The 12,166-nt window shown below is 53.3% G+C and carries 11 protein-coding genes; 5 read left to right on the top strand and 6 right to left on the bottom strand.

All coding sequences use genetic code 11. The annotated features are described in order from the left end of the window. Positions 1-277 precede the first annotated feature (277 nt). Positions 278-847 (top strand): pyridoxamine 5'-phosphate oxidase family protein, encoded by a 570-nt coding sequence (locus LAT75_RS13245; protein WP_291483154.1) that lies wholly within the window; start codon positions 278-280, stop codon positions 845-847. Positions 848-890: 43 nt separating this feature from the next. Here the strand turns inward: LAT75_RS13245 and LAT75_RS13240 are convergent, their stop codons facing one another. Continuing rightward, a complete protein-coding gene (locus LAT75_RS13240) occupies positions 891-1,313 on the bottom strand; it encodes a hypothetical protein (RefSeq protein WP_291483153.1) in 423 nt (140 codons plus the stop codon). 229 nt (positions 1,314-1,542) lie between these two features. Between LAT75_RS13240 and LAT75_RS13235 the strand changes: the two genes are divergently transcribed. From LAT75_RS13235 to LAT75_RS13220, 4 genes are all read left to right on the top strand, one after another. Continuing rightward, entirely contained in the window at positions 1,543-2,628 is a 1,086-nt protein-coding gene (locus LAT75_RS13235; protein WP_291483152.1) for a hypothetical protein, read from the top strand. A gap of 6 nt (positions 2,629-2,634) precedes the next feature. Next, positions 2,635-3,870 (top strand): FAD/NAD(P)-binding oxidoreductase, encoded by a 1,236-nt coding sequence (locus LAT75_RS13230; protein ID WP_291483151.1) that lies wholly within the window; start codon positions 2,635-2,637, stop codon positions 3,868-3,870. A gap of 335 nt (positions 3,871-4,205) precedes the next feature. Further along, positions 4,206-5,222, top strand: coding sequence for a lipoate--protein ligase (locus LAT75_RS13225; protein WP_291483150.1), 1,017 nt, complete (start codon positions 4,206-4,208; stop codon positions 5,220-5,222). Positions 5,223-5,249: 27 nt separating this feature from the next. Continuing rightward, entirely contained in the window at positions 5,250-6,443 is a 1,194-nt protein-coding gene (locus tag LAT75_RS13220) for a pyridoxal phosphate-dependent aminotransferase (RefSeq protein WP_291483149.1), read from the top strand. A gap of 360 nt (positions 6,444-6,803) precedes the next feature. Here the strand turns inward: LAT75_RS13220 and LAT75_RS13215 are convergent, their stop codons facing one another. The 5 genes from LAT75_RS13215 to LAT75_RS13195 form a co-directional block, all read right to left on the bottom strand. After that, positions 6,804-8,159, bottom strand: a complete 1,356-nt coding sequence (locus LAT75_RS13215; RefSeq protein WP_291483148.1) for an erythromycin esterase family protein — start codon at positions 8,157-8,159, stop codon at positions 6,804-6,806. A gap of 155 nt (positions 8,160-8,314) precedes the next feature. Beyond that, a complete protein-coding gene (locus LAT75_RS13210; protein WP_291483147.1) occupies positions 8,315-10,009 on the bottom strand; it encodes a Fic family protein in 1,695 nt (564 codons plus the stop codon). Between the two features lie 151 nt (positions 10,010-10,160). Next, positions 10,161-10,787 (bottom strand): redoxin domain-containing protein, encoded by a 627-nt coding sequence (locus LAT75_RS13205; RefSeq protein WP_291483146.1) that lies wholly within the window; start codon positions 10,785-10,787, stop codon positions 10,161-10,163. A gap of 27 nt (positions 10,788-10,814) precedes the next feature. Further along, entirely contained in the window at positions 10,815-11,645 is an 831-nt protein-coding gene (locus tag LAT75_RS13200; protein WP_291483145.1) for a protein-disulfide reductase DsbD domain-containing protein, read from the bottom strand. 291 nt (positions 11,646-11,936) lie between these two features. Then, the coding region (locus LAT75_RS13195) for a DUF433 domain-containing protein (protein ID WP_291483144.1) at positions 11,937-12,166 on the bottom strand (230 nt) is incomplete at its 5' end.

Genomic DNA, 12,166 nt, shown 5'->3' with positions numbered 1-12,166 from the left:
GTATTGCGCATAACATGACCCTTATGCATTTCGTTTGGCTAAACGTCTATTTTTCTTTAAAAAACTTTCCGTTTGGGTCTAAGTGTATGTGCAGCAATGTTTTGTTGAAAGCGCTTTTTTTGTGGTTCTAAATATCAGATTAACAGTGTTTTGCCAATTGTACTGTGTTTCCGAATCTGTAGTGATATGGTGCCCATAGACTTAAATATTAAGCAAACGATTGAAGCCCCGGCAGGTGTTTGGCTGAAACAGCTATCTGTACTTAACCCTGATTAATATGATTGATGCAAAAAAGGATTTACATCAGAATTTGGATGAAATTTTTGGGTGGTTGCGGCGTGCTGCGGCTGATGTACGCTCCCCTTTCCGGCAGCCGGTGCTATCAACTGTTGATGCCAATTTATTGCCGCACAGCCGGATACTTGTGCTTCGCGAGGTGAGTACGGAGGGTTATCTGATTTTTTTTACGGATGCGCGCACACCTAAAGTTGAAGCGCTCAGGCAAAACCCGCGGGCATCGCTGCTGTTTTGGGATCCGCGGAAGCAGGTGCAGATTAGCATGCAGGCTAACGGCATTATTCTGGAGGATGATGCCCGCCTTGCCGGATACCGTGCCCGTGTGAAGGGCCGCGCGCAGCAGTCGTACACGACCTCACTGCCGCCCGGTACCGCCGTTGATGCGCCCGAAGCCGCCCGGAGCTGCACCGATTTTGAAACCACAAATTATTTTACCGTGCTGGAATTCCGGCCGGTTTCGCTCACGGTGCTTGAGCTGGGCCCGGAACATCTTCGTTTTAAAGCAGTGAAAACGGCCGATGGCTGGCAGGCAAACTGGGTTGTGCCTTAGGCAGAGCGCTTTTATTCAGGCAAGGGCGATGCCTGTGCCGTCCTCAGCGCTGCCCGAAAAAAAGGTGCTGTTGCTGCCTCACAACTATTTGCGGCCGCCCCTGGTGCTCGCTGATTTCGCCCACAGCACAAACATAACCCCGCCCGAACTCCTGCTGCGGGGGCTGCGGCCAGCGATGGTAATCGCGCTCCCAGATTACGGCGGTGAAGCTTTGGTTTGGGTGAGGTGCACCAAAATTGAGGAATACGGGGTTGCCGGCAATTTCACCGGCGAGCCGGGCCTGTGCAACCTCCCCGCAAACCTGCGCGCGCTGCCCGATGTGCGCCGCCGCCTCGGTGTAGTGAAGCTCTGCCAGCGGCAGCTGACCCGCATCGGGGCGAATTACGCGTGAAAGCAGCAGGCTGCCAATCATAACGACAGCAAGTAAAGGGATGGCATAGATCAGGTATTTCCGAAGGGTACGCATGGTGAGTTTTGGTTTGATCAGGGGGGGATGGATGCGCTGTTACATTAATGGCCGGCACTAAAATATATTTCCTTAGAAAAGGGACTTTTCGGCGGGCTTCTGCGCAGAACCTGGCCTGATGAACAGGTCTGCAAAATCGAATACGAAGGTTTGTATTTTAATTGCAAAAGCGCTACCATATCATCATAAAGTAATATAGTTTTTAATCACTCCCACCGGAGGAAACCTTATGTATTCCGAAAACGGAACCCTGACCGCTGAGCCGGATTATCAGAAGATGCTTGCGGAGCGGCTGGCGCAGCCGGAAACCGCCAAGGCGCTGATTGGCCTGCTCGACCGCATCGACACGGTCGAGACCGCGCTGAGTGCCGCGGAAGAAGTGCTCACGAAATTGCCCGAAATCGTACATTCGATGCAGGAAGAGTCGCGCATGCAGACCCGCCTGCGCGAAATGAACGTGCTGTTCGATAAGCTTTCCCAGCCTGAAGTGATGCGCGCACTGGGTGGCATTATCGATAAAGCCGAAGTGCTGGAAACAGCGGTTTCGGCCATTGAAATGCTCACCGAAAAAGCCCCCGAGCTGATCGACTCCATGCAGCATGAGGCCAAATTCGGCGGCACGCTTTCCGAGTTGTCGCGGCTCACCGGCCTGCTGTCTGACCCCGACACCATGCGCAACATCACAACCGTGGTGGAAAACCTCGATACCATTGCAACGCTCACGAGCGCGCTGGGTGAAGCGGAGCGCAAACTGCCGGAGCTGTTCGAATCTTTCAACAGCGAGAGCGACCTGGGTAAGACCATCCATCAATACCTGATGCTGGGTCAGAAATTTGCCGACGACCGCGTGATCAACAACCTCAACAATCTGGTCGATAAAATTGAGAACCTCGATGCGGTGCTCAATATTCTGGATGAGGTGGTGCGCAACAACCCCGAGCTGAAAGAGCCCAACAGCGTAACCGCCCGCAACATCAACGAGCTGTTCGAACTGCTCACCAAATCTATGAAAGATGAGGAAGCCACGATTCTGGAAACGGCCCGGGGCGGCATCGCAATCCTGGCGGAGGTGAACCGCATCCTGCTGTCGCCGAAAATGCAGGTCATCATCCGCGGCATTACGAGTGCGATGGAGTATGATAAAGATGATGTGCCCGAAGTAGGCCCGATTAAGCTCATCAAAATGCTTTCCGATAAAAACACGCGCAAAACGCTGGGCCTTACCTCGCTGCTTGCCCACGAAATTGGCGGTCAGCTGGATTACCTCGACTGCCACCGTGTTCGCGATTTTGATTCTAAACATCCTAAAAAATAAACAATTATGAGTACCTACACCGAACATGAAGTTGTAGTAGTAGGCGGCGGAACCGGCGGCATTATGGTTGCCGCACAGCTGCTGCGCAAAGACAAAGAGCTGGATGTGGTGATCATCGAGCCCTCTGATGTGCACTACTATCAGCCGGCCTGGACCCTCGTGGGCGCCGGCACTTTCGAAAACAAGGAAACCAAGCGGCCCATGGCCGACTGCATTCCGCCACGGGCGAAATGGCTGAAGGACAGCGTCGCAAGTTTTGAGCCTGATAAAAACCGCCTCACAACGGCCGGCGGAAAAGTGGTGAGCTACCGCTTTCTGGTGCTTGCACCCGGCATTCAGATCAACTGGGATGCCGTGAAAGGCCTGCCCGAAGCCCTGAATAAAAACGGCGTGTGCAGCAATTACGACTACCACATGGCGCCCTACACCTGGAAGGTGCTTCAGTCAACCAAGAAGGGGAAGGTGCTGTTTTCGCAGCCCAACACGCCGATTAAGTGCGGCGGCGCACCTCAGAAAATCATGTACCTGGCCGATGAGGCCTTCAGAAGAGCAGGTGTGCGGCAGGATGTGGACATTCACTTTTTCTCGCCCGGTACCGTGGTGTTCGGCGTGGAGGTTTTTGCCAAAACGCTCAAAAAGGTGATTAAAGAGAAAAACATCGATTTCCACCTCGGGCATAATCTCGTTGAGGTGAAGGGTGATGAGGGCATTGCAGTGTTCGATGTTACCGGCGAAGACGGCAAGGTTACGAAGAAGGAAGTGGAATTCAGCATGTTCCATGTGGTTCCGCCGATGAGCGCGCCTGACTTCATCCGGAACAGTCCGCTCGCCATGGCAGAGGGTCCGCTGAAGGGCTGGATTGATGTTGACCATCACACTCTGCAGCACAACAGTTTTGCCAATGTGTTCGCCGTAGGCGATGCAGCCGCGCTGCCGACCGCTAAAACCGGATCGGCCATCCGCAAGCAGGCGCCCGTAGTAGTCGAAAACCTGCTGCGCATCCGTGAGGCCATGCTCACCGAAGCCGAGCCCGATGCCCTCAACAACAGCTATAACGGCTACAGCTCGTGTCCGCTGGTTACCGGCTACGGCAAAATGGTGCTGGCCGAGTTCGACTATCAGAATCAGCCTGATCCTACGTTCCCGTTTGATCAGAGCGAGGAGCGCTACGACATGTACGTGCTCAAAAAATGGGGCCTGCCCTGGATGTACTGGAACCTGATGCTGAAAGGAAAGGCCTGAGATTCGGGGTTTAATGTTTTGAGTTCCCTTTTTGGGAATGTTCTAAACTGGAAAAGCCGCTTAGCTGCATGTGTTGCAGCGGGCGGCTTTTTTGATTTTCCCGAAGGTTTCAGTTGCCGGATTTTACCGGTCTTTGGAATGTGATATTGAACAGAAGGTGATTTCAGGGCACGCGGCGGAATGCGGCGAAAGAAAAAGAACTTGTTTTTTCACATTTAGGGAAACGCTGTGCAGGGTTTTCTGCCTGCGGGCTTTTGATTGGTATTGATGCTGCAATAGCCTTAATTTGGAATCAAAAATTTGCACATAGCCCCCTAATCCATATAAACAATACCATGATTTTCATTGAGAACGAAGGAATCACCGACCCCCGCATCAACCTTGCACTTGAAGAGTACGCCCTCAAAAATTTTCGGGAAGGCCAGGATTTTCTGCTGTTTTACATCAATGAGCCTTCCATCATAATCGGGCGGAATCAGAACACTCTGGAAGAGATAAACCACGAGTACGTGGAGCAGAACGGTATTCACGTGGTGCGGCGGATGAGCGGCGGCGGTGCGGTGTACCACGATTTGGGGAACCTGAACTTCAGCTTCATCACCGATTACGACATGAAGAGCCTGAACAACTTCGCCAAGTTTACCGGCCCGGTGATTAAGGTGCTGCGGGCGATGGGCGTTGATGCCGAACTCAGCGGCCGGAACGACATCCTTGCCGAAGGCCGCAAAATTTCGGGCAACGCGCAGTACTCCACCACCAAACGCATGTTCAGCCACGGCACCCTGCTGTTCGATACGGAGCTGGGGGAGGTCGCCAATGCCCTGAACGTGAAGATGAGCAAGATTCAGTCGAAGGGTCACAAATCGGTGCGCAGCCGGGTGGCGAACATCAGCGAGTTTCTGAAGGAGCCGATCACGACCACGGAATTTCGCGCGCGCCTGCTCAAAGGCCTGTTTGATGAGCGGGATGATTTCGAAACCTACCGCCTTACCGAAGCCGAGTGGAAGGGCGTGCATGAGCTGCGCGACCAGAAGTACGGCAACTGGGACTGGAACTACGGCCGCTCCCCGAAATTCAACATACAGCGGGAGCGCCGCTTCCCGGTCGGGGAAATTGACCTGCGCCTGCAGGTTGAAAAAGGCATCATCGAGGAAATCACCATTTTCGGCGATTTTTTCGGTAAAGATCCGGTAGCCGAACTGCAGGAGCTGCTCACCGGCATCCGCTACGACAAGGCCGCCATCACCGAAGCCCTCGCCGAAACAGAAATAAGCCGCTTCTTCGGGGATGTCTCCAAAGCCGATTTCATCGAGCTGCTTTATGGCGCCGATGAAGATGCGGGCTCACAATAATTCCGATTTTCTGAATTCCCTCCCTCCATGAAACCTCTCGCTTCCTGCACGAACGGCCTGCGCCAGAGCGGCATCCGTGCCGTAACACAGCTTGTAAACCAGTATGGCGGCATCAATATGGGGCAGGGTATCTGCGACCTGCCCGCCCCGGATGCGGTAAAGCAGGGCGCCATCGATGCCATCACCGGCGATCAGTCGGTGTACAGCTACCACAGCGGCATTTCGGAACTGCGGCAGCGCACCCTGCAAAAATTTCAGCGCTTCAACAAGATTCCGTGCAGCAGCGAAGAAGAAGTGATGATCACCAACGGCTCTACCGGCGCCTTTGTGGCGGCCTGCCTTGCCCTGCTTGAGCCGGGCGATGAAGTGATTCAGTTCGAGCCGTTTTACGGCTACCATGTGCAGCTGCTGAAGGTGCTGGGCTTCAAACCGGTTTTTGTGCCGCTCAGCGGCAGCAGCTGGGAGCCGGATTTCGATTCGCTTCGCGCGGCCATCACGCCGCGGACCAAAGCCGTGCTGGTCACCAATCCCGGAAATCCGAACGGGAAGGTGTGGCAGGAGGGCGAGCTGATGCAGCTGCTTGCGGTGCTGCAGGAACACGACCTGTGGGCCTTCACCGACGAGGTGTACGAGTACATGACCTACGACGGCAACCGGCATCTTTCGCTGGCTTCGCTGCCGGGCGGCTGGGAGCGCACCATCACCATGTCGAGCTTTTCCAAAACCTACAACATGACGGGCTGGCGCCTCGGCAGTGCGGTTGCGCCGGCGCACATCATCGAAAAAATGGGCCTCATCAACGACCTGATTTACATCTGTCCGCCAACGCCCCTACAGCACGGCCTTGCCAAAGCCTTTGATTTACCCGAAAGCTACTTCACGCAGCTCGCCGCCGACTACGACCGCAAGCGCAGCCTTTTCTGTGATGCGCTTCGCGCGGCCGGTTTCAGCTTTGAAGCCCCGCAGGGCGCCTACTACGTTTTCGCAAGCTTCGAGCCCCTGCACCGCGCGGGCATCCCCGGTTTCGAAAATGATGAGGCTGCCTGCCATACGCTGATTAAGCAGACCGGCATCGGCACGGTGCCGGGCCGGTCGTTTTTCTCCGACCCCGGGCGCGGCCGCTTCCACCTCCGCTTCTGCTACGCCAAAGAATACCCGGTACTCGAGCGCGCCTGTGCGGCAATGCGGGCGTTCGGGGAAAAGCATGGCGTAAATCGCTGAAGCTTTCGTGAGGGCTTCTATCCCCGAGAATTTCTTTTCGCCTGAACGGACTTCAGGTATCGGAATCGGGTCGGGCAGGGGACACATCCATCGTTAAAAAACAGCTTTCTGAATAAGCCCGCGCAGCTTTTCGAGCTATGCGCTGATGTCTGCGGCAAGCGCTTTGGGCAGCTGCCCGAGCTTGCTTTCGATTTCAGCGATGCAGTCGCCGGCTTGTGCGTGGTGGAATTTGTTGTAAGGGTGAAGGCTTTCAGCTCGTTTTCGGATAGCTGCATTTCCGGATGGTAGAGACGGATTTTTGAAATCGCTCCTTAGAGATGCCTAACCCTCCTCTCTGTTGCGGATTGGTTGAACGTCCGGTCACCGCAGGGGCGTGAGCGCCTGAGTATAAGGCAGGAAGAGGAAGGCGTCGTAGCGGCGGGGGAGGTCGGTATTCACGTAATTCTGGACGGCATCGTTTTCCGGGTTGTACACCACGCCAACCGCCCGGTGTGGTACCGTACTGCTGAAAATATCCCGGGCAGCATCCGTACGCGTCGGGAACCAGAGCGCGCCCATGCCCAGGCTGTAGAGTCCGGCTTCGAGGCTGCCGGGCTGTGCATCGGGCATTTCGACCACCTGCATCGGGCCCTCCCACTCGAAACCCACGTTCACGCTGCCTGAAAAGGTACCGAATCCGAGTGCGAACACCTCCTCATCGCCGAAAGCGGTGCGCGTGAGCTGACCGATGTTGTGCATCCCCGCGCTGCCCATATCCGTTGCGCGGGCGTCGCCGATGTGGGTGTTGTGCGCCCAGCCGATGCCGCGTGCTTCCTCCCCGTAAAAATCGAGCAGCCGGGCGAAGGTCTGCTTAAAGTTGGCTGCCCGCTCGTTCCACGACTGAGGCCCCCGGAACAGCATCCCGCGCAGGTGAAGATCGGCCTGACGAAAAACCTGCGCGTGCTGCATCAGGTTGAGCCAGGCATCTTCGCTGAAGTCATCCGGGCGCGCCGTGTTTTCGAGTTGTTGCACAAGTTCCAGGATGTCACGCCCGCAGTGTTCGCCGGTATTGGCCACCGTTTGCAGATAGGCGCGGCTGTCGCCCCGGAACCGGTTGATGCACTGTGTTGCGACCCGCATCGAGGTGCGCAGCTCCCCTTCAAAGCGGTCGGACTGCTCCCGCAGGAAGCGCACCGATTCCGGCCAGCCGTACACATCTATCCCGTAAAAGCCAACCTTTTGGGCGCCTTCCGGGAGGGCGTCGTTCCGGGCGCGCAGCCACTCAACCAGCTCAAGCGTTTCCACGTTGTTCCACAACCAAAACGGCCAGCGGGTGAAATGCCCGAGGGCTTCCCGCGCGGAGGCCGGGGCACCGGGCAGCTGTTTGATGTATTTGTTAACCTGCCAGGCGGCATCCCAGTCGCCTTCAACGGCGATGAAATTGTAGCCGTGCTCTTCAATCAGAATTTTGCTGAGGGCTGCCCGGAGCCGGTAGTATTCGGAGGTGCCGTGTGTGGATTCGCCCAGCAGCACAGCCCGCCTGCCGGCTGCTTTTGAGGCAATTGCTGGTAGGCTTTCCTCGGAAAAACTCAGGAACAGCTCTGCTGAACGTTCAGCCTGAGACGAAACGCCTTCATCGGAAGTATTGGTTGACAGCCCGACCCCTGATATACCCAAAGGAAAAAACAGCAGAAGCAAAACAAAAAACAAAAAAAGCTTATGGGATTGATGTGACATAAGAGCGTAGTTCAGGTGGTTTTAGGAGGAGCGGCAAGCCCGTCAGTTTTTACCGGGTGATCAGTGAAAATGCAATAATGAAACAAAATAGCATTTCCAGGCAAAAACTATAGCGAAATTGAAAGACGCATTTGTGACACGCGTAATCTGAGTATTTAATCGTTGTCACGCGCTTCAAGCTCACGCAATCCCTGCTGAAATAGCTTCCCTTTTTTAGTCAGACGGTACCTTTGAGAAGAGCTTTGTGGCTTATCGGGCATAACTAATTCGATAAGACCCAGCCTCAAGGCTTCATTTAGGTAGGATGTCCTGAAGTTTTTCTTATCAGTGAGCTTTAGCAGCTCCTGTAGCTCAGCTCTCGTTTTCTCTCCTTGCAGTACCAGAATAAGGGCATTAACATGGGGGGTAGCTTGAGGGGTAGCTTGGGGGGGGGCTTCGGTTAGGAATATCCCATTCGAATATCTTAATTGTTCCCGAAAGGCCTTGCCTATTTCGGTGAGTTTGTACTTTTGTAATGGGCTTTGTGGCTTGTCTGGAATGCTCATTTCGATGAATCGGTGCTTCAGAGCCTCATTAATATATAAAGTTCTAAAGCTTTTCCGGTCGCTGAGCCGCAATTGCTTTTGTATTTCAGATCTGGTTTTCTCTCCATCCAGTACCATAATTAAAGCTTTAACCTGGGGGGTAGCTTGGGGGGTTACTTGGGGGGAGACATGAGGGGCAACCCGCTCGATAGTACTTTCAACACCAACAATTGTGTCCTCTTCTTCACCGAGAAGCCAGGCATTTGGGAAGGTCATTCTTAGAAAATTTTCAGTGAACCTGAAGCATTTTTTTGAATACTTTTCAAGGATACGCGGAATCCCTGAGCCGAGGTGCTCGACAAGTTCCAGGTCTTTAAAAATCCGCATGATTTCCTGATTACGGGGGATAGAAAATCCTTCAAAAAATTCATTCTGGTTTAGGGCTTCAGGAAGGCTGCCGGCAGAAGTGATTTCAATGCGGTCGTCGAATATTTCGAACTTTGGCGGAATTTCCCGGGTGTAGTCGTTGTGAACTATTGCATTGATAACGGCTTCACGTATTGCAACCGGATTCCAAAGCCTGGTATCAATTCTCGTTGTTGAGGTAATCCGGCTTCGGGTAGCGTTTTCGAGTTCGATTTTGTCCAGAACCTGCTTGGTTGCTTTTATGAGGCAGCAATATCCGTATTCATTGTTTTCAAGAAGGTGAGTACGGCTTGTACCCATGTACTTGGCTACCTTAACGGAGAGGCTGTTACTATCTGATAACAAAAAGCCTGCATAATTGTAACGGCCATCTTTTGTTAAAAGGCCCAGATTTCCAGCAAACTTAGCGTTTAGCTTTTTGCCGGATTCCTCATAGTAAATTCGAAGCTGTTCAAATTTAAGCGACTGCCGGTTTGACTCAATCTGTCCGATTGAGTTTCTGATGCGGCTTGCAAAAAGGTTTTCGATCATTCGGGAGGGCATCGGCTCCGAAGCAGAGCCGATGCGTATGAAGCACCCTTTTTCTGACATACCTGATTTTTTAAGGTAATATGGCTTCTCCGGACCACTGGCAACAATAATTTTTAAGACCCATTTACCGTCTCTTTCTTCCTGAATGATATCAAATAAACCCAGGCTTACAGGCTGAATATTGCTTTTCAGACGGTCTTTAATAGTAAGCTGCATGGCGTCAGGGTTGTCTATTCCTGCAATGCTGCCGTCATCATTGATGCCAATGTAGATAATTCCCCCTTCACGGTAGTTTAGAAAAGCAACAACTTCTTTTTCGAGTGAATCTGTAAGGGTGCGTTTTAGTTCTATCCGGTTTGATTCTTTCATAGGCGGATATTTACTTGAATAAAGTTCGGGTTGATATAATGTAAGCAAGCTGAAACGGTGATGCAGAAGCAATCATAAATGAGAAGCAAAAAAAAACCTTCGGGAATTTATAATTTCCGAAGGTTTAGGCAAAAAGTGTACAAAAAAGTGCTTAGTACTTCACAGAGCACCCGTACGGCCGTGTAGTCGGGATGGCAACCGGCTCGCCGGCCATGGCAGCATCGAGGGCGGCTACGAGGAAGTTGTCGGCTTCGGCGATGGTATCGGGGTTGGCACTTGGCACGCTGTCGATGGCGCCGTCGTACAGCAGAATGCCGTCGGGGTCGATCACGAACATGTGCGGGGTTGTGCGCGCATTGTAGGCACGGCCTACGATACCGGGCTCATCAATCAGGATGGCGTGCTGTGCAGAGTTATGGGTTGCCATGGCCTGCCGTGCCTGTTCCTGTGTGAGGTGCCCTTGTTCGCCTTCGCGGGAAGAAATGATGGAAAGCCAAACTACGCCCTCTTCGGCATAATGGCGCTGCAGGCGCTGCATCTCACCGGCGTTATAAAACTTGCGAACAAACGGACAGTCATGGTTCAGCCACTCGAGCACCACAAAGCTGCCGCGGAAATCAGACAGGCTTACTTCTTCACCGTTCTGATTTACAAGGGTGAACTCAGGGGCGGCTTCGCCAATCGGCGGAGATTGCGGGTTTTCGCCGGTACCGGCAAAAAGTTCGCTGAACAGCCCTGTAAAGAGCAGGATCGCTATGATGTAAGCTAATTTTTTCATAAGGTTAGGGATTTGTTTATGATTGATTTATGGGTGGTGAGATTCTACGTGAAACGCCTGTTTCCCGTTTTCCGTGCCGTGTACCAAAAGGCCTTTTATGCTCCGGGGCGCCGTGTGTGCATAGCGGGAGAGGCGCAGCTGCATCCAAAGGGCATCATCGGCGGTTTCGACCTGCTGCGGCGCGGTGTTATCTACGAGATCATCGGCTATGGGGTAAAACCGCAGGGTGTCGGTATCCGGGCTGAAGTTTCGGGCGAGTGCGCCTTCGAGGCGGAGGATGATGTGGCCGTTATCGGTTGTGAAGGCTGGTTGGAGGTCGTGCTGCTCTGCGGGCAGTTTGTCCCGAAACCGGGCAAAGATCTGCGCATCAGCCGACGGGCTTTGTCCTGAAGCCGTTACTTCGAGGCTGATGCTGTGCTGCTCAAAAGCCGGCAGGCAGATGGCTTCGCAAACCAGATATTCGAGCCGGGCTTCGAGGGTGTAGCTGCCCGGAACCACATCAGCCGAAACAAAGAGCGGCTGCATCAGCAGGGTTTCATCTTTATAGCCGTAGGTGATCAGGTGACCTTCTTCGAAGGTGCCGGGGTAGGGCCAGTGGATTTCGCCGGTGCTGAAACCTTCGGGCAGCTGCCAAGAAATCCGCGCGGCAAGCCCGGAGTCGCCCGGGTTGCGCCAGTAGGTGTGCCAGCCCTGCTCGATATCGAAATGAAAGCCGAGGGTGGTTGACTCACCGGCGCTGAGGTCTGTGTGCTCGGCAATCAGCGTTACATCCACATGATCGGAGCCGGGGCTTGGCTGCGCAAAACTGCTTGTTTGAACAACAAAAAAGGAAATAAAAACGAATAGGAAAAACTTCATGCCGGGCGTCGGTTTTTTGATGAATGATGGTTCCTATATATACAAAAACAAATGCCCGTGTGAAACACCGCTGCGAATGCCTTTACATTTTGTGGCAAATCTTTGAAAATCAGGTGCTTCGATTTGGGGGGGGCACCGGGGAAAAAAAAGCACGGGCTTATCCGCAGGCTTGGGGGGCTTGAAATGCCACGAAAGACCGTGATGCTCACGGAGTTCCACCCAAAAAAAAGAAAAGCTACTTATTTGACAGCAGAGCAGATTTCCTGGGAAGCTGAGCATCAACAAGAAACTTCAAAGCACAATTTTTTGAGCGATTCTGGACTGTGAAATTTTGGCTGCATATTGCAGACAAGCCAACAGGTCTTCATACTGCAGGTCCTCGTAGTCTTCAAGTATTTCCTCTTTGCTCATTCCTGATGCCATCAGGCTGAGCAGCATATCAACAGGATAGCGCAAATTCCTGATAACGGGTTTGCCAAAGCAAATATCCTGATCCCGGGTAATTCGGTTGAGGTAATTTC

The sequence above is a fragment of the Cyclonatronum sp. genome, assembly GCF_022565315.1.
Lineage (GTDB): Bacteria > Bacteroidota > Rhodothermia > Balneolales > Cyclonatronaceae > Cyclonatronum.
Note: the sequence above shows the minus strand (reverse complement) of the source record. Positions and strands in the feature narration are given on the sequence as shown.

Coding starts and splice junctions, on each gene's coding strand:
- LAT75_RS13245 (WP_291483154.1), top strand. CDS start 278: ATGATTGATGCAAAAAAGGATTTACATCAGAATTTGGATGAAATTTTT.
- LAT75_RS13240 (WP_291483153.1), bottom strand. CDS start 1,313: ATGCGTACCCTTCGGAAATACCTGATCTATGCCATCCCTTTACTTGCT.
- LAT75_RS13235 (WP_291483152.1), top strand. CDS start 1,543: ATGTATTCCGAAAACGGAACCCTGACCGCTGAGCCGGATTATCAGAAG.
- LAT75_RS13230 (WP_291483151.1), top strand. CDS start 2,635: ATGAGTACCTACACCGAACATGAAGTTGTAGTAGTAGGCGGCGGAACC.
- LAT75_RS13225 (WP_291483150.1), top strand. CDS start 4,206: ATGATTTTCATTGAGAACGAAGGAATCACCGACCCCCGCATCAACCTT.
- LAT75_RS13220 (WP_291483149.1), top strand. CDS start 5,250: ATGAAACCTCTCGCTTCCTGCACGAACGGCCTGCGCCAGAGCGGCATC.
- LAT75_RS13215 (WP_291483148.1), bottom strand. CDS start 8,159: ATGTCACATCAATCCCATAAGCTTTTTTTGTTTTTTGTTTTGCTTCTG.
- LAT75_RS13210 (WP_291483147.1), bottom strand. CDS start 10,009: ATGAAAGAATCAAACCGGATAGAACTAAAACGCACCCTTACAGATTCA.
- LAT75_RS13205 (WP_291483146.1), bottom strand. CDS start 10,787: ATGAAAAAATTAGCTTACATCATAGCGATCCTGCTCTTTACAGGGCTG.
- LAT75_RS13200 (WP_291483145.1), bottom strand. CDS start 11,645: ATGAAGTTTTTCCTATTCGTTTTTATTTCCTTTTTTGTTGTTCAAACA.